General features: G+C 49.3%; 23 protein-coding genes. 19 read left to right on the top strand and 4 right to left on the bottom strand.

Annotated elements, in window-relative coordinates; genetic code table 11:
• Positions 1 to 248: 248 nt before the first annotated feature.
• From typA to BLQ82_RS11820, 4 genes are all read left to right on the top strand, one after another.
• The gene (gene typA, locus BLQ82_RS11835) at positions 249 to 2,093 is read left to right on the top strand and encodes a translational GTPase TypA (RefSeq protein ID WP_062526977.1); all 1,845 of its coding nucleotides are present in this window, start codon (positions 249 to 251) and stop codon (positions 2,091 to 2,093) included.
• 191 nt (positions 2,094 to 2,284) lie between these two features.
• A complete protein-coding gene (locus BLQ82_RS11830; protein WP_062526978.1) occupies positions 2,285 to 2,581 on the top strand; it encodes a YlaH-like family protein in 297 nt (98 codons plus the stop codon).
• A gap of 84 nt (positions 2,582 to 2,665) precedes the next feature.
• Positions 2,666 to 3,754: an LCP family protein gene (locus BLQ82_RS11825; RefSeq protein WP_062526981.1), complete on the top strand. Its 1,089-nt coding sequence runs from the start codon at positions 2,666 to 2,668 to the stop codon at positions 3,752 to 3,754.
• Positions 3,755 to 3,824: 70 nt separating this feature from the next.
• On the top strand, positions 3,825 to 4,280 hold the full coding sequence (locus tag BLQ82_RS11820; protein WP_062526982.1) for a PNPOx family protein: 456 nt from the start codon (positions 3,825 to 3,827) through the stop codon (positions 4,278 to 4,280).
• Between the two features lie 131 nt (positions 4,281 to 4,411).
• Here BLQ82_RS11820 and BLQ82_RS11815 read toward each other — a convergent pair whose 3' ends face one another.
• Complete coding sequence (locus BLQ82_RS11815; protein ID WP_062526984.1) at positions 4,412 to 4,984, bottom strand: YhcN/YlaJ family sporulation lipoprotein; 573 nt, start codon at positions 4,982 to 4,984, stop codon at positions 4,412 to 4,414.
• Positions 4,985 to 5,090: 106 nt separating this feature from the next.
• Here BLQ82_RS11815 and BLQ82_RS11810 point away from each other — a divergent pair, with 106 nt between their 5' ends.
• The 3 genes from BLQ82_RS11810 to BLQ82_RS11800 all read left to right on the top strand — a co-directional run bounded on the left by BLQ82_RS11810 (position 5,091) and on the right by BLQ82_RS11800 (position 8,532).
• Complete coding sequence (locus BLQ82_RS11810; protein ID WP_062526986.1) at positions 5,091 to 6,422, top strand: PhoH family protein; 1,332 nt, start codon at positions 5,091 to 5,093, stop codon at positions 6,420 to 6,422.
• A 417-nt stretch (positions 6,423 to 6,839) separates the two neighbouring features.
• Positions 6,840 to 7,049, top strand: coding sequence for a hypothetical protein (locus BLQ82_RS11805; RefSeq protein ID WP_062526988.1), 210 nt, complete (start codon positions 6,840 to 6,842; stop codon positions 7,047 to 7,049).
• A gap of 250 nt (positions 7,050 to 7,299) precedes the next feature.
• The gene (locus BLQ82_RS11800) at positions 7,300 to 8,532 is read left to right on the top strand and encodes an extracellular solute-binding protein (RefSeq protein ID WP_062526990.1); all 1,233 of its coding nucleotides are present in this window, start codon (positions 7,300 to 7,302) and stop codon (positions 8,530 to 8,532) included.
• Here BLQ82_RS11800 and BLQ82_RS11795 read toward each other — a convergent pair.
• A complete protein-coding gene (locus BLQ82_RS11795; protein ID WP_244280768.1) occupies positions 8,524 to 9,657 on the bottom strand; it encodes a coiled-coil domain-containing protein in 1,134 nt (377 codons plus the stop codon). The two genes, BLQ82_RS11800 and BLQ82_RS11795, sit on opposite strands and share 9 nt — an antisense overlap.
• A gap of 169 nt (positions 9,658 to 9,826) precedes the next feature.
• Positions 9,827 to 10,063 carry a DUF2626 domain-containing protein gene (locus BLQ82_RS11790; protein ID WP_020427861.1) on the bottom strand — a complete coding sequence of 79 codons (237 nt, stop codon included), beginning with the start codon at positions 10,061 to 10,063 and terminating at the stop codon, positions 9,827 to 9,829.
• A gap of 343 nt (positions 10,064 to 10,406) precedes the next feature.
• On the opposite strand from BLQ82_RS11790, the gene BLQ82_RS11785 reads away from it, so the two are divergent.
• From BLQ82_RS11785 to BLQ82_RS11750, 8 genes are all read left to right on the top strand, one after another.
• Positions 10,407 to 11,057, top strand: a complete 651-nt coding sequence (locus BLQ82_RS11785; protein WP_020427860.1) for an RsfA family transcriptional regulator — start codon at positions 10,407 to 10,409, stop codon at positions 11,055 to 11,057.
• 141 nt (positions 11,058 to 11,198) lie between these two features.
• Positions 11,199 to 12,176 (top strand): ketopantoate reductase family protein, encoded by a 978-nt coding sequence (locus tag BLQ82_RS11780; RefSeq protein WP_062526992.1) that lies wholly within the window; start codon positions 11,199 to 11,201, stop codon positions 12,174 to 12,176.
• Positions 12,177 to 12,182: 6 nt separating this feature from the next.
• The gene (locus tag BLQ82_RS11775; protein WP_062526994.1) at positions 12,183 to 12,569 is read left to right on the top strand and encodes a DUF3397 domain-containing protein; all 387 of its coding nucleotides are present in this window, start codon (positions 12,183 to 12,185) and stop codon (positions 12,567 to 12,569) included.
• A gap of 150 nt (positions 12,570 to 12,719) precedes the next feature.
• On the top strand, positions 12,720 to 14,438 hold the full coding sequence (locus BLQ82_RS11770; RefSeq protein WP_062526995.1) for a peptide ABC transporter substrate-binding protein: 1,719 nt from the start codon (positions 12,720 to 12,722) through the stop codon (positions 14,436 to 14,438).
• Positions 14,439 to 14,662: 224 nt separating this feature from the next.
• Positions 14,663 to 15,595, top strand: coding sequence for an ABC transporter permease (locus tag BLQ82_RS11765; protein WP_062527783.1), 933 nt, complete (start codon positions 14,663 to 14,665; stop codon positions 15,593 to 15,595).
• 21 nt (positions 15,596 to 15,616) lie between these two features.
• On the top strand, positions 15,617 to 16,546 hold the full coding sequence (locus BLQ82_RS11760) for an ABC transporter permease (protein ID WP_036706687.1): 930 nt from the start codon (positions 15,617 to 15,619) through the stop codon (positions 16,544 to 16,546).
• A gap of 13 nt (positions 16,547 to 16,559) precedes the next feature.
• Positions 16,560 to 17,555: an ABC transporter ATP-binding protein gene (locus BLQ82_RS11755; RefSeq protein ID WP_062526998.1), complete on the top strand. Its 996-nt coding sequence runs from the start codon at positions 16,560 to 16,562 to the stop codon at positions 17,553 to 17,555.
• A complete protein-coding gene (locus BLQ82_RS11750; RefSeq protein ID WP_062527000.1) occupies positions 17,552 to 18,472 on the top strand; it encodes an ABC transporter ATP-binding protein in 921 nt (306 codons plus the stop codon). Before BLQ82_RS11755 ends, BLQ82_RS11750 begins: the two co-directional genes overlap by 4 nt.
• On the opposite strand, the gene BLQ82_RS32370 is transcribed toward BLQ82_RS11750, so the two are convergent.
• Positions 18,456 to 18,605 (bottom strand): hypothetical protein, encoded by a 150-nt coding sequence (locus BLQ82_RS32370; RefSeq protein ID WP_163704271.1) that lies wholly within the window; start codon positions 18,603 to 18,605, stop codon positions 18,456 to 18,458. The genes BLQ82_RS11750 and BLQ82_RS32370 overlap by 17 nt on opposite strands.
• Before the next feature lie 61 nt (positions 18,606 to 18,666).
• On the opposite strand from BLQ82_RS32370, the gene bshC reads away from it, so the two are divergent.
• The 4 genes from bshC (at position 18,667) to rsmH (ending at position 23,258) form a co-directional block, all read left to right on the top strand.
• A complete protein-coding gene (gene bshC, locus BLQ82_RS11740) occupies positions 18,667 to 20,298 on the top strand; it encodes a bacillithiol biosynthesis cysteine-adding enzyme BshC (RefSeq protein WP_062527005.1) in 1,632 nt (543 codons plus the stop codon).
• A gap of 42 nt (positions 20,299 to 20,340) precedes the next feature.
• A complete protein-coding gene (locus tag BLQ82_RS11735; RefSeq protein WP_062527007.1) occupies positions 20,341 to 21,612 on the top strand; it encodes an adenosylhomocysteinase in 1,272 nt (423 codons plus the stop codon).
• A 215-nt stretch (positions 21,613 to 21,827) separates the two neighbouring features.
• Complete coding sequence (mraZ, locus tag BLQ82_RS11730) at positions 21,828 to 22,265, top strand: division/cell wall cluster transcriptional repressor MraZ (protein ID WP_020427850.1); 438 nt, start codon at positions 21,828 to 21,830, stop codon at positions 22,263 to 22,265.
• 39 nt (positions 22,266 to 22,304) lie between these two features.
• Entirely contained in the window at positions 22,305 to 23,258 is a 954-nt protein-coding gene (rsmH, locus tag BLQ82_RS11725; RefSeq protein WP_062527010.1) for a 16S rRNA (cytosine(1402)-N(4))-methyltransferase RsmH, read from the top strand.
• Positions 23,259 to 23,269: the final 11 nt, after the last annotated feature.

The following is a 23,269-nucleotide window of genomic DNA, read 5'->3' as shown; positions in this document are numbered from 1 at the left end:
ACATTTCAGGCAGAACCGGACGAAAGAGGTAACAGGAAATTTGCCCGAATGCAACTTTAGCAAAATTAAACGGAGCTGGAAAGCGTTTTTTCATAAAAAGACTTGCTTTTCATAGTGCTTTCACTATAATATTAAGGATATGTTGAAGCGTCGGCTTTCTGCCTGGCGCTTCTTTTGTGAGACTGCCGCGACAAGCTATAAATTTAAACATTTTTAATTTGATAAATGAGAGGATTTGGATACAAATCATGCATTCAAGAAAAGATATCCGCAATATTGCGATCATTGCCCACGTTGACCATGGCAAGACTACACTCGTCGATCAGCTTCTGCAGCAGTCCGGGATTTTCAGTGCGCACGAGCACCTTCAAGAACGGGCCATGGACTCGAACGATCTGGAGCGGGAACGCGGAATTACCATCCTAGCCAAAAATACAGCTATTACCTATAAAGAGTTCCTGATTAACATTGTAGATACTCCGGGACACGCCGACTTCGGCGGTGAAGTGGAACGCATCATGAAGATGGTTGACGGTGTACTGCTGGTTGTAGATGCTTACGAAGGCTGCATGCCGCAAACGAAATTCGTTCTGCGCAAAGCGCTGGAGCAGCACCTGACACCTATCGTTGTCGTGAACAAGATTGACCGTCCTGCAGCCCGTCCGAAGGAAGTTATTGATGAAGTGCTGGACCTGTTCATTGAGCTGGAAGCCAGTGATGACCAGTTGGAATTCCCGGTTGTGTATGCTTCCGCATTGAACGGCACATCCAGCATGGACCCTGAGAAGCAGGACGATAACATGCTTGCCCTTTATGAAACCATTACCGAGCATATCCCTGCTCCAACTGAAAAAGTAGACGAGCCGCTGCAGTTCCTTGTTACTTTGATGGATTATAACGAATACCTGGGACGCATCGCGATCGGACGTGTGAACCGCGGTGTAATCAAGCAAGGCCAATCCGTTACTGTGATCATGCGTGACGGCAAGAGCAAAACAGCCCGCATTGAGAAGCTTTTTGGCTTCCAGGGCCTGAAGCGGGTGGAAACCGACGAAGCGGGCGCAGGTGACATTGTGGCGATTGCCGGGATCAAGGATATCAACATCGGTGAAACAATTGCTGATCCGCAGAATCCTGAAGCGCTGCCTGTTCTGAAGATTGATGAGCCGACGATGCAAATGACGTTCCTCGTGAACAACAGTCCTTTTGCCGGCAAAGAAGGTAAATGGGTAACTTCCCGCAAGCTGCGTGAACGCCTCTTCAAAGAACTGGAAACCGATGTGAGCTTGCGTGTGCTGGAAACTGACAGCCCTGACGCATTTATCGTGTCCGGACGCGGTGAGCTTCACCTGGGGATTCTGATTGAGAATATGCGCCGTGAAGGCTACGAAATGCAGGTATCCAAGCCAGAGGTTATCGTGAAGGAAATCGATGGTGTCAAAATGGAGCCGCTTGAGCGTCTGATGATTGATATTCCGGAAGAAAGCATGGGCGCCGTAATGGAAAGCCTGGGTACCCGCAAAGCGGAAATGGTCAATATGATCAATCACGGGACCGGACAGGTGCGCCTGGAGTTCCTGATCCCGGCACGCGGCCTGATTGGCTACAACACGTACTTCCTGACGCTGACACGCGGCTATGGTGTAATGAACCACGCCTTTGACAGCTACGCTCCTCTGATTGGCGGACAGGTTGGCGGACGCCATCAAGGCGTGCTGGTATCCAGCGAGACCGGAACAACCACATTCTACGGCATGATGGGGGTTGAAGACCGCGGTATCCTCTTCCTGGAGCCGGGTACTGAAATTTACGAAGGTATGATCGTAGGCGAGCATACCCGCGATAATGACATTATCGTCAACATCTGCAAGGAAAAAGCACTGACCAACGTCCGCTCTGCGACGAAGGATGAAACCGTAAAGATGAAGACGCCTCGCCTGTTCTCACTGGAAGGTGCGCTTGAGTACCTGAACGATGATGAATATTGCGAAATCACGCCTAAATCTGTCCGTTTGCGTAAAAAAATCCTGAACAAGGGCGAACGTGAACGTGTAGAAAAGCAGCGCAAAGCTGCGCAAGCCAGCCAAGCCTAAGTTTTAAGGCGTAGGGTGTTCCCTTTTGGAGCTTGAACCGATTCTTTGCTCGTATAAGCCGCCGGATAACATCCGGCGGCTGTTCTTTTTTCCTGAAGTGGATATATCAAATTCTTAGGATTAATTGCGGTATAATGTCCCGGCGGATGATATAATGTAAGCGAACTTATTCCCGGAGGGAGTGACGAGCTGTGCAGAGCTGGTTCGCAGAGCATCCTGTTGTGGCTTATATTGTCATTTTTATTTTGCTGACTTATGTGTATAACCGTGTTTTCCGAGTGAATCAGAAGCTGCCGATCGGCAAGGAGATTGTCCTCTATCTTATGATGGCGCTCGGCTCAGGAATGCTGCTCATCTTCCAGCATGACAAGCTGCCGATTATTCAGTGTCTGCTAGTGGCTGTAGGCCTTATGCTGCTGGTGAGAGTCCGCTACATGGTGGAGGCCCGGCAGAAACGCAAGGCGGCGGCAGCGGGCAAACAGCAGTAACCGCAACTTTTGCAGCTTGATTTCGTCTAATAGAAAGAGCAAGCCATCTAATACCAGTTGAAACGAAAAGGACCTTATTTCATTATGAGTACAAGTAAAGGAAGTTTGCCGCCAAGATCCGGCGGCAACCCAAGAAATGGCAGACCGCAGCCGAACAGCGCGGCCAGAACCGTACAAAAGAAAAAACAAGTTAAGAAACGCGGAGCATTGGCGAGAATGGGGAAAATGGTATTAACCCTTCTGATTATTGCCATTCTGGCCGTGCTGGGATATGCAGGATATCTGTATTGGAAGTTTGATCATGGAAGCTTTGGCGTGGATAAGCCCGTTAAGGCTGGCCATTCCGCTGCAGAGAAGCCCATCACCATACTGCTGCTGGGGACGGACAACCGGCCCAAACATCCCTCCAATCTAACGGATGTTATTATGGTTGTGGCCCTCAATCCCAAAACACAGTCCGCTACGGTGGTCTCACTTCCCCGTGACACGTATGTGGAGCTTAGCGGATACAAGAAAACCAAAATCAATGCATTTTATGCCCGCTTCAAGAGCAAGGAGAAGACCTCAGGTATTCTTGCCGAAGACGAAATGAAGACGATGATGGGCAAGTATCTGGATATCGACGTAGATTATGCGACCGTGCTTGATTTTCAAGGTTTCCGTGATGTTGTGGATGAACTGGGCGGCGTAGATGTTAATATCAGTGAGAATATGTGCTATACCGATAGTGTGGATGGTACGGATATCAATCTGACCAAGGGTCCAGCCCGGCTGAATGGGGGTGATGCACTCGACTACGTGCGCTACCGCAAGTCGAACTGCAGTCCGAAAACGAAGGCATCCGACGACTTTGACCGCAACAAACGCCAGAATGAGGTGCTGAATTCTTTAGTCGGACAGATGCAGTCTCTGGGCGGCGTTCTGAAGATTGGCAAAGTGCTGGACGCGGTGGATGACAACATGAAGACGGATATCGAAAATGCGCAGATCAAAAATATAATCTCTGCCTATTGGAAAATATCGAAAGAGAATATTGAATTTAAGCCGGTGACCGGAACCTGGCGCAGTCCATATGTATATATTAACGATAAAGAGCTTGAGGCCGCGAAGCAAAGCCTTCATGACCGGATTGCGGGTATTGCACCCGGCGGCACGGCAGATTCTCAAAATTGAATGCAAGTTCGGGCATGTGATATAATATAATAAATTGAATGCATTCAAGCGTCATAGGGGGCCTGTACTTATGTCCGAAGCCGTTGCACAGCTTAATGAAACCCTGCTAACCATGCTGCAGTCAGAGACTTTTGTTCTGCTGAACACTGTGGATGCGGAATCCGGCGGGCCTACGTCCACCGCTATTTCCTGGATCTATGCAGTGAGCCCTTCTACAGTGCGTCTTGCAGTGGACCACCGCTCCAGACTTGTGAACAATATGAAAGTTAATCCGCTCGTGACCATAACGGTGTTTGGCGAGGGAACCGTGCATGCAATCAACGGGCGTGCATTGGTGAGGCAGGACCCGCTGCCCGATGTTCCGTTCAAAATGTGCTGTTTTGATGTTGAAATTGAAGCGGTCCGCAATGCGCTGTTCTATGGCGCTCAGCTGGAGTCCGCCCCAAAATATGCTAAGGTATACGATGCACGTGCGGCTGAGAAGCTGGACGGACAGGTGTTTGCTGCCATGCAAAAAGCCCAGTGATGATCTCACTAGGCTTTTTTTAACTATAAGGATGTATTTCCTTTTATCCATCATCCTTATTTGCAGTACCGGATGCCTTTTTAGGAATAGCCTAACCGTTTCTGCATCCAAAGGTTCGAAGGTTCTGCCGGCTATTGGTTGCCCCGAGGTTTCGTATCTTCCGGAAGCTGCGGCATAATGCGGCCGATAATGTCGGCCATCTCGGAGGCGAATCCGGATACCGGGTGTCCTTTGCTGATATGGCGTCCCATTTCAGCAAGTCTGCTGGAGACATCCATGTCGGCAGTGACAAGTGCTTTTACACTTCTCGGGTCCTTGCGGATGGCTTCAGCCACGGAATATTTGATATTTCCTACCCGTGACCGGGTAAGTGTTCCGTCAACATCAATACCAACTACGGCGACGTTGTTCATGACTACACAGTGAGCGCCCTTTACACCGGGAACTCTACTGGCCAACTGCTCAAAATGGTCTTTAAGCGCAACATCGCTTTCATCTCCAGCGTCCGAAGGTTGTCCGGGCTGTGATTGAGGCGTAAGGCCTGCATCACTTCCATCTGCCAAATTCTGCACTTCGCGGTTCCCCTGGCTGCTCAAAGCTTTTGCCGATTGATTATCCTGAGGAGAGGGTGATGACTCTTTATTAGCGATACCGCAGCTTGTCAGCAGCAGCAGTACCAGCAACAGACACATTGATTTTCTCATATGTGCGTACTCCTTTCAGCCAATAGATCAGTTTTTTATCTTAGCTTGCCCTTGCTGAATGGAGTTATGTATGATCAATCAAACCAGGCGCTGTGGAGGGGATAACATGAAAAAGATATTTGTACTAGACACCAACGTGCTTCTGCACGACCCCAATTCGATTTTTGCTTTCAAGGAGCATGAAGTGGTCATTCCGGCTGTAGTCCTGGAAGAAATCGACTCCAAGAAGCGTAATGCCGATGAAATCGGCCGCAACGCCCGCACCGTGTCGCGCTTATTAGACGGACTTCGTGAACTGGGCCACCTGCATAGCGGTGTGGTACTCGAGCATGGAGGCACGCTGAAGGTAGAGCTTAACCACCGCAGCTTCGTTAAGGTACAGGAAATGTTCGGCGAAGTGTCCAATGACAACCGGATTTTGGCTGTCGCACTTAATTATCTCCATGAGGAGAATGAAAAGGCTGAACCGCGTCCTGTGGTACTCGTGAGTAAAGATGTGCTCGTCCGCATTAAGGCGGATGTGCTAGGCATTACACCGGAGGATTATCTGTCCGACCGCACCGGTGATTTGAACGAGCTGTATGCAGGGTATCAGTCGCTAATGGTACATCCTTCGCTGATTGATGAATATTACAGCCACCGTTCTTTGTCCGTCAAACAACTGGCCTTGTCTTACACGCTGTACCCGCATGAGTTCGTTATCATGAAGGATGAGATTGGCACCGGCAAGTCGGCTCTGCTCAAAGTCAATAGCGACGCGTCCCGCCTGGAGCCGCTCTATCTCGGAAATGATGCGGTATGGGGAATCAGTGCACGCAACGCCCAGCAGCGGATGGCGCTGGAACTGCTGCTGAATGATGATATCCCGCTGGTGACCATTACCGGCAAAGCGGGAACTGGCAAAACCTTGCTGGCCCTGGCTGCCGGACTGTTCAAGGTTGAAGATGAGCATAAGTACAAGAAGCTGCTGATCGCCCGTCCGGTCGTTCCAATGGGGAAGGATATCGGGTATCTGCCGGGTGAGAAGGACGAGAAGCTTCGTCCCTGGATGCAGCCGATTTACGATAATCTGGAATTTCTGTTCGATACGAAGAAGTCCGGCGATATCGATAAAATCCTGATGGGACTGGGCAGCATTCAAGTGGAGGCCCTCACCTACATCCGCGGACGTTCGATCCCGTCTCAATTCATCATCATCGATGAGGCCCAGAACCTGTCCCGCCATGAGGTGAAGACCATTGTCTCCCGGGCCGGGGAAGGCAGTAAAGTGATCCTCATGGGCGACCCGGAACAGATTGACCATCCTTATCTCGATGCTGCAAGCAACGGGCTCAGCTACATTGTGGAGAAGTTCAAGCAGCAGGGCATCAGCGGCCATATTACCCTTGAAAAGGGCGAGCGTTCGCACCTGGCCCAGCTGGCGGCTGATCTGCTGTAGTGCAGGTTTTGGCTTATAGAGCTAGTTCCACCCATGTAGATACTATCGTTCGCCTTAGCCGCTCTAGCACAGCTAATCCAGCACAGTCGTGCTAGCTCAGCCGCTCCAGTACAGTCGCTCTAGCTCAATCTAGCTCAGCCGCTCCAGCTCAGTCGCTCTAACTCAGTCGCGCTAGCCCAGTCGCTAAGCTTAGTCGTAACTAGAACCAGAGTTAGTGTGATTGCACTTTATACAACAGAATGAGGGAGAAATAGCTGTCTCAACACAATCTGCTGTATTTCGTGCAACAGATTTTAAGAAATACTCCCTCTTTGGGTTAAATCCGGGAAATCTAGTGTACAAAGTGCAATAGAAATCAAAATGGGGCAGATTTTTGCAAATTTGAGTGTATAAAGTGCAATAGATTGTTGGCGGCATATGCCAGTATATACGATGTATGTTGGTTTGCAGGCTATCTCAAGTCTGCAGGCCGATCTGGTTTCAGCAATCAGCCGGGAGAACTCACTCCCGGCTGTTTCTTTTGCCGCCCCCAATGAACGGCGGGGGGTGATTTTTTTGGCGGCAAAAGAATGGAAAGAAAGTTTGGAACTGGAGAAGCGGCAGCGTTCGCCTGAAAGCTTTCCGTAGGAAAGCTCGCCTCGAAAGCATATGCTATCCTCGGATTTCTACCGCGGCGGCGGTAAATTCAAATCAGGAAATCTGAGGATAACAGCGATCGGAAGTCCAAAGCTTTCTTGGAATGGCCCAATGCCGCAAAATTTGAAGTCCTCGCCGTTCACACCTATATAATAGAAGAGAACGTTTTCAACCCGGCAGACAAGCAGGGAGGCTTCTGGTAAAATGGGGAAGACGAGTTATAGGCGGGAGGAGAAGGAACGTGCTGAGAAGGAGAAACTACTGGCTGCTGTTTGCTATTTTATTGCTGTCGCTGACAAGCCTGTCCCCCAGCATGGAGCTGGATACCCGGGAAGATACCCATCCGCTGAAGCAGCAGCTGAATCAATCGGAGCGTCCCGCTTCCGGTGATAAAGACAGGATTCAAAGTCTGAATATCCGGGTGTCTTTAAGCGATGAGGAATTTAATGAACTGCAGCGGATCAGCAACAATTACAGCTTGTTCAGCGGAACTCAAGTTATCCTAAGTAATGTGGGCAGCGGAGAGGCAGACGGGGTTCTGAAGCAAGATCTGACGATTGGCAACAGTCCGGATATTATAATGACGGATGGGCGGAGCATCACGGATTTGGCTACTCAGGGTTACTTGCTTCCGGTTGATATTTACCAGAGTGTTCCCGGGAGTGCTCCGCTAACTACACTGATCCCGCAAATGCAGTGGAATGGTTATGATTGGGGAGTCCCTCTTGATATTGATCCCTATGTGCTTGTATATTCGCCGCAGCATCTCTCGGAACTGGGAATCACAGGATTGCCCAGAAGCATGGAGCAGTGGAACGCGCTGCTTAAGGTTATTCGGGAGCATCCGGAGAAGCGGCAATATTTACTGGCGATGGATACCCGCAATCCATATGGATATTCCGCTGTGCTGGAGAGCATGGGCGGCAGCCTGCAGTCTGTTAATCCGGCGCTGCTGGAATGGACGCAATACGCAGGCAGCCATTTCTACCTCACCAGCAATACGAATCCGGATCTCTGGGATATGCTGCAGGATGGCACCATAGCAGTTGCCGCTCTTCCGTTATCGGAATGGCAGCTGCACGGAAATTCATCACTGGCTGCCGAAGCACCGCTTACCGGCAGCAGCGGGTTAAGGTATGAGGCAATTCACAGCCGGTTCTTTGCTCTTCCGGCACAGTCGGGCAATCCGGAGGCTGCTGTCCAATGGCTTGCCTATGTCACTTCAAGCTCTGCACAGCTGGAATGGCTGAAGAATACGGGGCGGCTCCCGGCACTGGATGAGCTGTACCATTCCGGGCTGCCGGAAAGTGTGAAGCTGCCTTTTGACACCGCGCTGCTCTTTACTGATGAAGCTGACCTTGAGCATGAATCGGCAGGCGGCTGGACGGAACTCTCGGCGGCAGTGACACAGCTGCTGACAGGCAAGCTTGATCCGGCAGGTTACACCGCTGCGGTGGCTGAGGCCTTAGAATGAAAGAGAGAGCTTCACATGCAGTACACCATCCGCACTGCTTACCTCGGTAGCACGCAGGAAGGAAACGATTTTTTCCGGATAAAACCCAAGATCGAATTCTTCCTCCAGCGCTTTACGGGTAGTATCCGGGAGCTCCAGACCGTTGAACAACACATGATCTACATGGAACATCAGCCCGTTGACCGGTTCCTCCTGGATCGTATAATGTCCGGTCAGCGTCATCGATAATCCTCCGCTTTTGCCGGAGGCTGTGACTTCATTGTTGTTGAAGTGAAAGGCGAAATCCTGAAACAAAGGGTTTTGCGACACCAGGAATTCGTTCAGATCCTCTTCCTTTAAGGCCAGATTATAGGTCATACCTTTACGGGTCAGGAGGCCGTCACGGCCTTGTACGAACTGCGGCAGGTGCTTCATGGCGGACGACAGGGCTTTGAAATAGGTTTTGACTTCGTGAATCCCGATATTTTCCCAATACTTCGCAAATTCCTCTAATAAGGCGCTCATTCTTGCCGGATCACTGCTGGATTGAATGCCGCTTTCAATATTTTCATTCAAAATGGCCACACGGGCCTTCTGCTCCTCCAACACGGCTTTAAGCTCGGCAAGCTCTTGTGAGCTGCGCTGTGCTGCAGTAAGGGTCGCTTTCAGCTTCTTGTACTCTTCGTCATATTGAGACAGGATATCTTGGTCCCTTCCGATCACGATTTCATAATAATCATACAAGGCCAGCAGTCTGCTGATGCTTTTGGCCGAGAGTACGGCCGCCAGGAGTCCATCTCTTTCTCCCATATAATAAGACCGTATGATGGCACCGGCCCGTTCCTGCTGGTCTGTAATAGCCTTTTTTTGAGCAGAGGCCTTTTTTTCCAACATACCTGCTTGCTGTTCCAGGGCCTTTTGCTCCGTGTTGATCCGGGCGATCTCCTGTTCAATTTCCGCTGAGGATAAGGTCTGTTCCAGCAGCCTGCGGGTTTCTTCGTTGTCAGGCATGACAGGAGGGGAGGCGGTCAGGCCCGTACCAGGATCAGCCGACAAAAAAGCAGGAGGCGCCAGCGGCAGCACTGTGAAGCAGAGCAGGATCAGCAGCATAACAGTATAACGGCTTCGATTATTGCGGGATTGCACCACTCCACCACCTTATAAGGATCAGAATATGTATGTACTATTCATATGATTAGCCCTGTTAAAATATCATACCCTCTTTTCTATCCGGGACCTAGTGTATTCGCACAAAAAAACGGAAGCATTCCTTATGTAAGGAACAGCCTCCGTTTCCTGTTTTGCAAAAAAGAGCTTACAACGGCAGGCCCATTTCAAAAATGGTCCAGTAGCTGAAGCCGGTAAAAGTCAAAATCATATATCCCCAAAACAGCAGGATGTAGGTCTTCTCCGTAAATTTCATATATCCCAGGATGACGAAAAAAGCGGTTTGCAAAAAGAAAAGCAGGGCCATTTCCTTCAAATCCCCGGCAAAAGCCATGAGTCCAATAACGAGCGTAAAAAAACCCAAGACACGAAACATACGGTCCAAGAGATCATCCCCCCCCTGTAGTATCCGGAAATTCCTTATTTGAGCTTTATTATAACTGTAGAAACAAACGGTGTAAACGAATTCATTGAAAAAAAGCTGTAAATCCGGAATAAATATGATTTTTGTTATAGACTTCATGCGCAGGAATGAAAATAGAGAATTTATAGCATAACAAGTATGATGTTCCGCCAAAATGGAAATACAATTTAGTATCAAATAGATTCTATGAACTCTAATAGAGGCATAGAAATGGAGTAAGCAGCTTTTATCCTATTCACTATCCGGCGGAGCTGCCGGTTATGAAGATGGTTATTTCATGATGTTGTTAGGAGGGTTAGGCTTTATGACAGCCGTTAGACAGGACGCTTGGAGCGCAGAAGATGATTTGATATTGGCCGAAATAACGCTGCGTCATATCCGGGAAGGCAGCACACAGCTTGCTGCTTTTGAAGAGGTGGGTGAAAAAATCGGCAGAACCTCGGCGGCATGCGGATTTCGCTGGAACAGCTGTGTTCGCAAAAGCTATGAAGATGCAATCGGTATTGCCAAAAGTCAACGCCAGAAGCGGAGTTACTTGAAAAAGCAGCCTTCCGCCCGAGGCGCACAGGTTGCAGGTCTCATTCTCGGAGACATTGAAGAGGAATACAGCCGCAGCGAGGAGCTGGGTGAAAATTCATTGTCCATTGATGCCGTAATCCGGTTTTTGAGACAGTGGAAGGGCAGCTTTCAGGAAGCAGGACGCCAGCTCAAAATGCTCGAAAGGGACTTGCGGGAAAAGGAAGATGAATTAACTGAGCTTAGGCTGGAAAATGAAAGGTTATCCAAAGAGGTTAATCTGGCCCAGAGTGATTACCGTGTAGTCAACGATGATTACAAGGCGCTTATCCAAATCATGGACCGGGCGCGCAGGCTCGCTTTTCTTAATGAAGAAGAAGAGGAAATGAAGACCCGCTTCAAAATGGATGCAAACGGCAATCTGGAACGGATTGAATAAACTCACATGCTTCGTCAAATCCCGCATGCAGTGGCTTACGCCCGTGTTTGCGGGTATTTTGTATTTGCCGGACCGGTTTTGCTTTTGCCGGAGAACGAAGGATATAATTAGGAAAATTGCGTAAAGGCGGCAGGTGTCACCATGAAAATCGATATTATTGGCGCAGGCTCACTTGGGCTTCTGCTGGCCGGGAAGCTTATTCACGCCGGAGCAGAGGTCAGACTGTGGTGCCGGAGCGACGAACAGGCGGGGGAATTATCCCGGCAGGGCATCACCATAAGCTATGAGGCCGGAAACCTTCCTCTTCATCTTGCGGGCGGCAGCTTTCGGGCAGGCCCTATAGACGAATTCGCAGAAACCGTAATCCGGGTGCCGGGGGACTGGACGGCAATTATGCTCAAACAGAATGCCTTTCACGATACGTTGCCGGAGATTCTTGCCCCACTTCGGGAGACTAGGCTCCAAGCGGTTTGTTTTCAGAATGGCAATGGGCACCTGGAGCTGCTTCAGGAGCTCTTGCCGCAGGCTTCAGTCTGGGCGGCAGTGACAACGGAAGCGGCTAAGCGGAAATCATTCACAGAAGTTATTCATGCAGGGACCGGGGAAACATTTATAGGGAAAAGAAGCAACATAACCACAAATGCAGCAAAAGGAGGATTGGAAGAGGAAACAGCGGCAATTAGTTTGACTAAGGCACTTGTTGCAGCAGGATTCCGCGCATGGATGTCGAAAGAAGTGGATACCATGATTTACCGGAAGCTGCTAATCAATGCTGTGATTAACCCGCTTACAGCGATCTGGCGAATTCAGAACGGCGAGCTGACGGCCTCAGGGGAACGTATACAGTTAATGAAAGAACTGTACCGCGAGGCCGCAAATGTATATGATGCCTGCGGCATCGCATATGACGTTGATGCGTGGGAGGACATACTGGAGGTTTGCCGGGCGACCTCGGGCAACACTTCATCGATGCTGGCCGATGTTCTGGCTTCAAGAGCAACGGAAATTCGCTGGATTAACGGGAGTATTGTGGAGATGGCAGATAGAGCAGGTATCGCGGTCCCTTTACACCGCTGGATTTGCCGGTTGGTAGAAGGCATGAATGTGAAGGAGAGGTGAGGCTGTTTGGAATTGCTGCGGAATTCGTTCATTTCATTAAGCGTTATTCCGGTTGTTCCTTTTTTAATTGTATATTTCATAGGGGTAGGTCTCAGAAAAGAAAAAAGAAATACCTTGTTGCTCGCTATGGATATTACGACTGTATTTTTATTTTTTTCCGTGTCGGCCTTGTTCAATACCATTTTCAAATCGAATTTCGGGTTTTATCTTATACTACTTATTGTATTAATATCCGCTGGACTGATTGGAGGCGCCCAGAATCGCCTCAAAGGCAACGTGGACGGAAAACGGTTATTTCGGGCTGTTTGGAGGCTGTCATTCTTTTTTATGGGAACGATGTACGTGCTCTTTATGGTCGTAGGCCTTGTCCATTACATATCACAAGCCATGTAATGTTCCATTGCTCCGGTAAAGCGTCAATGTCACAAAATTTTTAACTTTTAAAAAAAATGTGTTTTCAGAAAATATTGCTCTAGATTTTTTTGACCACTGGTTGTATAATCATAAACCATATACCACATTCTATTTAGGGGGAACTGCTAGATGAAGAAGAGTAAAAGTCTATTGCTCATGATTGCATTGGTTCTCGTGATCGGCACAGTGCTTGCTGGCTGCGGCGGAAACAAAGCAAACAACGGCAACGCTGCGGCGACTAACGCGCCAGGCAATGAAGGCAGCACGAACACAGGCACCGCAACCGGTGACGAGAAATTGGCCGCTGACCAAACACTTAGAGTCAACCTGACTTCAGAACCACCTACATTTGATCCGGCGCAAGCTCAAGACAGCCAGGCAAATACTGTTTTGAAAACCATGTATGAAGGTTTGACCCGCATGAATGACGAAACTGGTCAAGCTGAGCCGGGCATTGCTGAGAAGTGGGACATTTCCGCTGACGGTCTGGTATATACCTTTCACCTGCGTGATGCTCAATGGAGCAATGGCGATCCTGTAGAAGCAGCAGACTTCGTTCGCGGATGGAAAATCGTGCTCGACCCTAACACAAATCCTACTGCACCTTACGCTTATCAGTTGTACTACCTGAAAAATGCTGAAGAATACTACACTAAAAAAGTTACAGATTTTAGCCAAGTGGGCGTAAAAGCCGTTGATGCGAAAACTCTTGAAGTTACGCTGAAATCTCCAACACCTTACTTCCTTGGATTGCTGTCCTTCTATACTTATTACCCTGTGCACAAATCCATTGAGGGTAATCCGAAGTGGGCAACTAACAAAGACACGATGATCACCAACGGTGCATTCACACTGACTGAATGGACTACTGGCCAAGCCATTCAAGTGACTAAAAACGAAAAATATTGGGACGCAGCTTCCATTAAACTTAGCAAAATTGACTTCTCCATTGTTAACAGTGGCGCAACTGAATTGCTGAGCTATAAAAACGGCGAGCTTGACCGTGCCGGTAACCCTAATGGTGAAATTCCATCAGAGCAACTTCCTATAGTCAAAAAAGAGCTTCCTAATGAGTTTGTTTCCAAAGGTATCGCAGCAACTTATTACTACTATTTCAACACTACCGAAAAACCTTTCAGCAACGTTAAGATTCGTAAAGCACTAACTATGGCAATCAACCGTCAAGCCCTGATCGATAACATTACCCTGGGCGGACAGCTTCCTGCATTTGGTTTAGTGCCACCGGGGATTGCTGGTGTTGACGGTGAATACCGCAATACTGTTAAAGACAGCTACTTCACAGAAGACGTAGAACAAGCTAAATCATTGCTTGCCGAAGGTCTGAAAGAAGAAGGTCTGACTGCTCTTCCTCCAGTTGATTTGAGCTACAACACAAGTGAAAACCACAAGAAGATTGCTCTGGCAATTGCTGATATGTGGAAAAATAATCTTGGTATTACTGTAAACACTGTGAACCAAGAGTGGGCTGTATTTATCGATAACCGTCAAAGCCAGAACTACCAGATCGCCCGTGCCGGCTGGACAGCGGATTACAATGATCCAATGACCTTCCTGGATATGTTTGTAACAGGCGGCGGTAACAATGATGCCGGCTATGCCAACCCTGAGTATGACAAACTGATCAAAGATGCGAAAACAAACTCTGACCTGGCAAAACGCCAAGAAGACTTTGCAGCAGCTGAAAAAATGCTGATTCAGGACGATATGGTTATCATGCCGATCTACTACTACACTAACAACTCCCTGACTAAAGAATACCTCAAAGGTGTAACTCTTGACTTCAGTGGTGCTGTTGACTTCACTCGCGGCTATCTGCTCGAGCACTAAGAATCAGTCTTAAGCATCCAAATTAAATAGTTACTCATCTGAAGGTAGCTGTACACTTCGGGATATATATGTGGAATTCCATATATATCCCTTTTTTTTGTATTTGCGGCTTTTTGTTAATGTTTTCACAAGTTTACAAAATTAGAAAATAGACAAATCGTCGTTTTTTGAATAAAATTCTATTGTATGTCTACAAAAAATTGTCAGGGGAGGTGTTGATGGGGATGGTTCGTTATGTTGCCAATAAATTTTTCTATATGCTTGTATCGCTGTTTGTGCTTGTTTCAGCGACTTTTTTTCTGATGAAAGCTATTCCAGGGGACCCGTTTACTTCCGAGAAAAAAGTTCCGCCGGAAATTAAAGCGCGTTTATACGAGCAATATGGTTTGGACAAGCCGCTCTATCATCAGTATTTTAAGTATTTAGGTGAGATTGCCCAAGGAGATCTGGGTGTATCCATGAAACGGCTGAATCAGGATGTAACCCATTTGATCGGACAGACCTTTTCAGCGTCCTTAAAGCTGGGAGTTGTCGCAATTATCGTGTCGGTTATTGTCGGTGTTATTCTCGGCATGCTGGCGGCACTTTATCACCGCAAATTTATTGATAGCGCTGCGATGGTGCTGGCGGTGTTAGGGATTGCGGTTCCGAGCTTTGTTGTCGCGTCATTGCTGCAGTATGTGTTCGCTTATAAGTTTCATATGTTTCCGGTTTCAGGGTTTAAGGGCCCCATGTATTATTTCCTTCCGGTAGCAGCGCTCTCGGCACAGCCGATAGCCTTTATTGCGCGTCTGACCCGCTCCAGCATGCTTGAGGTGCTGCACGCAGATTATATCAAGACGGCTAAGGCTAAAGGTCTAAGCTGGTTTGCTATTTTGAGCCGTCATGTTCTCCGCAACGGGATTTTGCCGATTGTTACTTACATGGGACCTATGACTGCTAACATTGTAACCGGTTCTGTAGTTATTGAGCAGATTTTTGGTATCGGTGGTATCGGTAAACAGTTTGTGGAAGCCATCGGTGTCCGTGATTATACCGTGATAATGGGGATTACTATTTTCTATGGTATTCTGCTCATGGTGGCCCGCTTTATTACAGACATAGCTTATGTACTTATAGATCCGCGGATCAAACTAACTGGAGGAAAGGAGGGCTAAAGATTGGCATCTGACAAAAATATGGGTTCGCTGGATGCGAACCTGAAACCGGAAGATTTTCAGAAAATCGGTATTGATGAGAAGCAGGCAGAGGTTATTCAGCGGGAAAGTCTTTCAGCTTGGAGGGATTCCTGGGAGCGCCTGCGCCAAAATAAAATGGCAATGACCGCATTGATTGTTCTTGGATTGATCGTTCTGGCTTCACTGATTGGTCCGTTGTTCTCAAAATATAATTACTACTCTAACGATTTGCTCAGCACCAATAAACCGCCTTCATCCGACCATTGGTTTGGCACTGATGATCTGGGACGTGATATCTTTGTCCGTACATGGTATGGAGCACGCATCTCACTGATTGTTGGTTTGGCGGCTGCGGCCATCGACTTGTTCATTGGCGTTATCTATGGCGGGATTATGGGCTTCTTTGGCGGCCGTGTAGATAATGTTATGAATAAAATATCGGAAATTTTGTATTCCATTCCTTATCTGCTGGTGGTTATCCTGCTGCTGGTCGTTATGGAACCAAGCTTAGGGACGATCATTCTGGCGCTGACCATTACGGGCTGGATTACCATGTCCTGGATTGTCCGCGGTGAGATTATGCAGCTCAAGAACCGTGAGTTTGTTCTGGCTTCGCGCTCCATGGGTGCCGGCTCCAAAAGACTTTTGTTCCGCCACCTGCTGCCAAATGCTGTAGGACCTATTATCGTAACGATTACTCTGTCCGTACCGAATGCTATTTTTGCCGAAGCGTTCCTGAGCTTCCTCGGTCTTGGGGTACAGGCTCCAATCGCTTCACTGGGTTCGATGATCAATGATTCACTGACTGGCTGGCTTTATTATCCGTGGCGCTTCCTGTTCCCGGCGATACTGATAAGCTTGACCATGCTTTCCTTTAACATTTTTGGTGATGGTCTACGTGATGCACTGGATCCTAAGCTGAAGAAATAGGAGGTGAATATTGATGGAACCCATTCTGCAAGTCAAGGATCTGCATGTTTCCTTTTTTGTAAAAGGCGGAGAAGTACAAGCTGTCCGTGGGATGAATTTTGAAGTAGGCAAAGGTGAAACAGTAGCCATCGTCGGTGAATCCGGCAGCGGCAAAAGTGTGACCGCGCAATCGATTATGCGGCTTATTCCTACGCCTCCTTCCAAAGTGAAAAAAGGCGAGATTATTTTTCAGGGACAGAATCTGCTGGACAAAAGCATGAAGCAAATGGAAAGTATTCGCGGCAAAGATATTGGCATGATCTTTCAAGATCCGATGACTTCTTTGAACCCAATGATCAAGGTGGGCAAACAGATAACCGAAGTTTTGATCAAACATCAGAAAATGTCAGCGGCCGAAGCGAAAGAGCGTGGTGTTGAGATGCTTAAGCTAGTTGGCATCAAAAATGCGGAGGCTCGCTTTAACCAATATCCCCACGAATTCTCCGGCGGGATGCGCCAGCGTGTAATGATCGCCATTGCCCTGGCCTGCCGCCCGGCGCTGCTGATCGCAGATGAGCCGACCACAGCGCTTGACGTAACGATTCAGGCGCAGATCATGGAAGTTATGCAAGATATGCAGCAAAAGCTGGGGACCTCCATCATTCTGATTACACATGATCTCGGCGTTGTTGCCGGAATGTGTGACCGGGTCATCGTCATGTATGCTGGTGAAGTGGTGGAAACGGGTACCAGATGGGAAATCTTTAAGAACCCGCAGCATCCGTATACCAAAGGGTTGCTGCGGTCGATGCCGCGTCTGGACCAAAAGAAGGGCGAGCCGCTGATCCCGATCATCGGTACTCCCCCGGATCTGATCAAACCGCCGGTCGGCTGTCCGTTCACAGCTCGCTGCAGTGAAGCGATGCATGTCTGCGAACAAATCGATCCCGGTGCAACAGAATTCAGCGAAACGCATACGGCGCGCTGCTGGAATCTGCATTCGATGGCCAAGGAGGTGCAGTTCGTTTGAGTAAGAACCTGATTGAAGTTGAAGGTCTTAAGAAGTATTTTAATGTCGGCAAGGGAAAAGTTCTTAAGGCTGTTGATAATATTAATTTCACGATTCGCGAAGGCGAAACCCTTGGGATGGTAGGGGAATCCGGTTGCGGTAAAACCACTGCCGGCCGGACAGTGCTTCGTCTTTACGAACCTACTGCCGGAAGCGTGAAGTATAATGGTACGGATATCTACAAATTGTCTCCGGGCAAAATGAAGGCTATGCGCCGTGATATGCAAATGATTTTCCAGGACCCGTATGCATCGCTGAATCCGCGGTTTACGGTTTCGGATATCATTGGTGAGGCGCTGGACATTCACGGGATGGCCGGAAGCCGTGCAGAGCGCAAAAAACGGATTGAAGAGCTGCTGGATATGGTTGGGCTCAACCACGACCATGCCACACGTTATCCGCATGAATTCTCGGGTGGACAACGCCAGCGTATCGGGATTGCCCGTTCGCTCGCGGTGAATCCCAAATTCATCGTCTGCGATGAGCCGATCTCCGCACTGGACGTATCGATTCAGGCGCAGGTGGTCAATCTGCTGAAGGAATTGCAGGACCGTCTTGGACTGACATATCTTTTTATTGCACATGACCTGTCCATGGTGAAGCATATCAGTGACCGGGTGGCCGTAATGTACCTTGGTAAAATGGTTGAGCTGGCTGAAAGTGAAGAACTGTACGCCAACCCGATTCATCCGTATACGAAGTCGCTGTTGTCGGCGATTCCGGTCCCGGATCCGGAGGTTGAAGCGAACAAGCAACGCATTCATCTGCATGATGAACTGGGTACTCCGATTTATGCTGCAGGCGAAAAAACCAATGACAGCGATTATCAATTGGTCGAAGTTTCAAAAGGGCACTTCGTTGCTAAGCAATACGCATAAGCAGACCGTTCAATTCTGCAGCATTATCATATTTTAGTGCAGCATCATCTAAGGCGGGAGCGTTCAGCTCTCGCCTATTATTTTTCGCCAGCAAGGTGTCTTTGACGCCGCCCCTAACTTTGGATACAATCATAAAGAGTTTATCCGGCTTAATGATTACATATAGCAGTACATAGAACAGGAGGCAATTGCACATGAATGTAATACCCGAACCTCTCCCGGGGGGATCAGCACTCGCCCGCGACTATATACATCATTATGAAAAGGTAGGACATTTGTACGGTGGGGACTTCCGCAGCGAGGAGAGCAGAGCGGAACGTGCAGCATGGCTGGACAGCACGGAAGAGCTGCGGGCTGACCGTGCCGGGATTGCTGAATGTTTACGGCAATATAATTTGAAGTGGAACCCCCATCCGGCAGTGATGGACTCACTGGCGCTTCTGGAGCAGCGGGGTACGCTGGTTGTTACCGGCGGCCAGCAGAGCGGTTTGTTGACGGGTCCGCTTTTTGTCATATATAAGGCCATCACAACCATTCAGGCGGCAAGGGAAGCAGCCGCGCAGCTCGGGCGGCGTGTTGTTCCCCTGTTTTGGATTGCCGGGGAGGATCATGACTGGGATGAGGTCAACCATACCTTTGTCCTGAACCGCGCAGGAGAGATTGCCAGGCTTAAGCTGGACAAACCGGAGGACCTCCGTTCTTCCGTCAGCAGTATTAAGGTGGAGGAAGAGAGCTGGCAGCACATCATTGGGCAGTTGGACGGCTTGCTGCAGGACAGTGAATTCAAACCGCAAATTATGGAAGTTATCCGCGAATCTTCAGCTGCTGCAGGCAGCTTGAGCGAAGCTTTTGCCAAATTGATGGGCTCGCTGTTCGGCAGATTTGGCCTTATTCTGCTGGATTCGGCAGATCCTGAGCTGCGCAGGCTGGAAGCCCCCATGTTCCAAACGTTGATTGAACACAACGATGAGCTGGAGGCGGCCTATCAAGCTGCGGCAGGACAGATTACAGACAGTGGCTATGAGCTTCAGGCTGCGGTTGCTGCTGGCAGCGCCAATCTGTTTTATATCCAAGAAGGAACACGCCTACTGCTGCATAAAGTGGAGGGGCGGTTCACAGACCGCAAGGGTACGGTTTCCTTTTCCCGGGAGGAACTGCTGGAACAGCTGGAAGCCCGCCCTGAGCAGTTCAGCAACAATGTGCTGACGAGACCGCTGATGCAGGATTATGTGCTGCCGGTATTGGCTACGGTTCTGGGACAAGGTGAAATCGCCTATTGGGCTATTCCGCAGCTGGCATTTGAGGTAGTGGGTGAGCGGATGCCGCTGATTATTCCGCGCATGTCATTCACAGTCGTGGAAGGCACACTGCATAAGCACATGGACAAGTATCAGCTTGTTTTTGGCGATGTTCTTGAGGGCTTGGACGAGAAAAGAAAAGAATGGCTCGCGGCTCAGGATGAGTTGGGGCTGGAACAGCGTTTTGAAGATACAAAGGCTGCTTTCTCAGCCATGTATGAGCCGCTGATTGAACAGCTGGGTTCCATTCAGGCGGGACTGCTTAAACTGGGAGCAAACAACAAAGACAAGATTCTGGACCAGATCTCATTCCTTCAAGCCAAGGCCCGGGATGCGATGGAGAAGCAGAATGAAGCTGCGCTCCGGCAGTGGGAGCGGATTGAGCTGTCACTGTTGCCGCTGGGTAAACTGCAGGAAAGAGTATACAATGTAATGTATTATCTGAACCGTTACGGCCCTGCGTGGCTGGATGAACTGATGTCGATCCCTGCGGATTACAGCGGAACCCACCGCATGATCTATATGTAATAATTAAAGCCTATGTTTATAAAACTTTCAGGAGGTATCATCATGAGTTCATTGTCGAAGGAAAACAGTATTGTGGCGGATATGACGCTGGCCCCGGAAGGGCATCTCAAAATCGACTGGGTTCGCCAGCATATGCCGGTGCTTAACCGTATCCGTGAACAGTTCGAAGCGGAGCAGCCGTTCAAAGGCTTGAAAGTGTCGATCACCCTTCATCTGGAAGCAAAAACAGCTTATCTGGCAAAGGTTGTTCAGGCAGGCGGTGCCGAGGTTACGATTACCGGCTCCAATCCATTGTCCACCCAGGATGATGTATGTGCGGCGCTGGTTGAAGACGGCATTACGGTGTTCGCCAAATACAATCCGTCACCGGAAGAGTTTAAGGCGCTGAATATCAAGGCTCTGGAAAGTAAACCGGACCTGATCATTGATGACGGCGGTGATTTTGCCACGCTGCTGCATTCCGAGCGTCCGGACCTGATGGAGAACATTCGCGGCGGTGCCGAAGAAACCACTACCGGGATTATCCGGCTGAAAGCATTGCAGAAGCAGGGCATCCTGAAATTCCCGATGGTAGCCGTTAATGATGCCTACTGCAAGTATCTGTTCGACAACCGTTACGGGACAGGCCAATCAGCATGGGACGGCATTGTTCGCACCACTAACCTGATTGTAGCGGGTAAAACAGTCGTTGTGGTTGGTTACGGCTGGTGCGGCAAAGGTGTGGCGATGCGGGCCAAAGGTCTTGGCGCCAATGTGATCGTTACCGAAGTGGACGCGATTAAAGCGGTGGAAGCCCACATGGATGGCTTCCATGTAATGCCGATGCTGGAAGCTGCAAAACACGGTGATTTCTTCGTTACGGTGACAGGCAACCGTTACGTCATCCGCGGAGAGCATTATGATGTGATGAAGGATGGCGCGATTATGTGCAATGCCGGCCATTTTGACGTTGAAGTGAATAAGCCTGAACTGTCCGACAGATCGGTATCCCAGCGAACCGTGCGCAAGAACATCGAAGAATACCAGTTGAAAGACGGACGCAAGCTGTATCTGCTCGCTGAAGGCCGTCTTGTGAACCTGGGAGCTGCCGACGGCCATCCGGCTGAAATTATGGATACGACCTTTGCGCTGCAGGCCCTTTCGCTTAAATATGTGAATGACAATTACAAGACCATCGGCGTCAAGGTTGAGAATGTGCCTTACAATCTCGACGAACAGGTAGCCCGCTTCAAACTGGAGAGCCTGGGGATTTCCATTGACAGCCTGACTCCGGCACAGGTCGAATACCTCGACAGCTGGAATCTGAACGATTAACCTATAGAACTGAAGCAAGGTGTCCGGGCCATGTGAATGGTTCGGGCACCTTTTTTGACATTTCAGAGAGTATATTTTTTGGCCGACTTGACAAACAAGAAAAAATTACCTCGGCCCGGAAAAAGGTTTTTGATTTTTAATGGCGAATCTATTATGCTTAGGTGGTGTAAAGTGGGGCAAAGTGGGGAATCGGTAATTAGGGGTGGGGAATAATCATGTTTATGGGGGAATACCAGCATAGCATTGATGACAAAGGCCGCATCATTATTCCGGCCAAGTTCCGTGACATGCTCGGGACCTCCTTCGTAGCGACCCGCGGCCTCGACACTTGTCTATTTGTTTATCCCATGGAAGAATGGGGAATCATGGAGCAAAAGCTCAAAAGCCTTTCACTGATGAAATCGGATGCCCGTGCCTTCAGCCGCTTTTTTTTCTCGGGAGCGACCGAATGTGTGTGGGACAAGCAAGGCAGAGTTAACCTGCCGGGGAATTTGCGGCAATATGCCAAGCTGGACAAGGACTGTGTAATTCTGGGCGTTTCGAACCGGGTGGAGATCTGGAACAAGGAGCTATGGGAGCAGTACTTCGAACAGTCAGAGGAAACGTTCAACGAGATTGCCGAGAAACTGGTGGATTTCAACTTCGATCTATAACACATACAATATTCGAATACTGCCCTGGAGGGATGCAGCTTGTTTCACCACATCACGGTGCTTAAGGAAGAAGCAACAGAAGGGCTGCACATCAAGAAGGATGGCATTTACGTAGACTGCACGCTCGGCGGAGCCGGTCACAGCTCTCTGATTGCCGGGAGGCTCAGCGGCGAAGGCCGGCTGATCTGTCTGGATCAGGATGACTGGGCGCTGGAGAATGCAAGGGAGCGGCTCGCCGAATACGGCGAGAAGGTGGTTTTGGTGAAAACCAACTTCCGCGATCTCGAGCAAGTGCTGAAGGAACTCCCTTTTGTTCCGCAAAAGGACGGTGTCCCCCAAGTAGATGGCATTCTGTACGATCTTGGTGTATCCTCGCCCCAGTTTGACGAAGGGGAACGGGGATTCAGCTATAATCACGATGCTCCGCTGGACATGCGGATGGATCAGTCCGCTCAGTTGACCGCAGCCGAAATAGTCAATACCTGGCCTGAACAGGAGATTGCCCGTGTGCTTTTCCAGTATGGAGAAGAGAAGTTCTCACGGCGGATTGCCCGCAAGATTGTAGAGCGGAGAGAAGAACACCCTGTGGAGAGCACGGGAGAATTGGCGGAGCTGATTAAGGAAGGCATTCCGGCAGCTGCGCGCAGAACGGGAGGACATCCTGCCAAACGGAGCTTTCAGGGTCTGCGGATCGCGGTGAATGATGAGCTTGGTGCTTTTGAGGAAGGGCTTCACGCAGCAGTGCGCTGCCTGGCACCCGGAGGAAGAGTATCGGTTATCACCTTTCACTCGCTGGAGGACCGGATCTGCAAGCAGATTTTCAGCGGCTATTTAAGCAGATGCACGTGTCCGCCTGATTTTCCGTTTTGCGTATGCGGTGCGGAAGGCACCCTGAAGCTGATTAACCGCAAGCCGCTCGTGCCTTCAGAGGAAGAGCTGGAGCTGAACCCGCGCGCCCGTTCGGCGAAGCTGCGGATTGCAGAGAAATTGTAAATAACGATAAA

Origin of the sequence: Paenibacillus jilunlii, assembly GCF_900102965.1 — a bacterium.
Classification (GTDB): Bacteria; Bacillota; Bacilli; order Paenibacillales; family Paenibacillaceae; genus Paenibacillus_AQ; species Paenibacillus_AQ jilunlii.
The sequence above is the reverse complement of the archived record's forward strand: the minus strand, read 5'-3'. Positions and strand labels throughout refer to the sequence as shown.

What these genes read in the sequence shown, in the direction of transcription:
- BLQ82_RS11820 (WP_062526982.1), top strand. Translation starts at nt 3,825, where the DNA reads ATGTCCGAAGCCGTTGCACAGCTTAATGAAACCCTGCTAACCATGCTG.
- mraZ (WP_020427850.1), top strand. Translation starts at nt 21,828, where the DNA reads ATGTTTATGGGGGAATACCAGCATAGCATTGATGACAAAGGCCGCATC.
- typA (WP_062526977.1), top strand. Translation starts at nt 249, where the DNA reads ATGCATTCAAGAAAAGATATCCGCAATATTGCGATCATTGCCCACGTT.
- BLQ82_RS11805 (WP_062526988.1), top strand. Translation starts at nt 6,840, where the DNA reads ATGCCAGTATATACGATGTATGTTGGTTTGCAGGCTATCTCAAGTCTG.
- BLQ82_RS11770 (WP_062526995.1), top strand. Translation starts at nt 12,720, where the DNA reads ATGAAGAAGAGTAAAAGTCTATTGCTCATGATTGCATTGGTTCTCGTG.
- BLQ82_RS11755 (WP_062526998.1), top strand. Translation starts at nt 16,560, where the DNA reads ATGGAACCCATTCTGCAAGTCAAGGATCTGCATGTTTCCTTTTTTGTA.
- bshC (WP_062527005.1), top strand. Translation starts at nt 18,667, where the DNA reads ATGAATGTAATACCCGAACCTCTCCCGGGGGGATCAGCACTCGCCCGC.
- BLQ82_RS11780 (WP_062526992.1), top strand. Translation starts at nt 11,199, where the DNA reads ATGAAAATCGATATTATTGGCGCAGGCTCACTTGGGCTTCTGCTGGCC.
- BLQ82_RS11735 (WP_062527007.1), top strand. Translation starts at nt 20,341, where the DNA reads ATGAGTTCATTGTCGAAGGAAAACAGTATTGTGGCGGATATGACGCTG.
- BLQ82_RS11815 (WP_062526984.1), bottom strand. Translation starts at nt 4,984, where the DNA reads ATGAGAAAATCAATGTGTCTGTTGCTGGTACTGCTGCTGCTGACAAGC.
- BLQ82_RS11810 (WP_062526986.1), top strand. Translation starts at nt 5,091, where the DNA reads ATGAAAAAGATATTTGTACTAGACACCAACGTGCTTCTGCACGACCCC.
- BLQ82_RS11765 (WP_062527783.1), top strand. Translation starts at nt 14,663, where the DNA reads ATGGTTCGTTATGTTGCCAATAAATTTTTCTATATGCTTGTATCGCTG.
- BLQ82_RS11825 (WP_062526981.1), top strand. Translation starts at nt 2,666, where the DNA reads ATGAGTACAAGTAAAGGAAGTTTGCCGCCAAGATCCGGCGGCAACCCA.
- BLQ82_RS11760 (WP_036706687.1), top strand. Translation starts at nt 15,617, where the DNA reads ATGGGTTCGCTGGATGCGAACCTGAAACCGGAAGATTTTCAGAAAATC.
- BLQ82_RS11785 (WP_020427860.1), top strand. Translation starts at nt 10,407, where the DNA reads ATGACAGCCGTTAGACAGGACGCTTGGAGCGCAGAAGATGATTTGATA.
- BLQ82_RS32370 (WP_163704271.1), bottom strand. Translation starts at nt 18,605, where the DNA reads ATGATTGTATCCAAAGTTAGGGGCGGCGTCAAAGACACCTTGCTGGCG.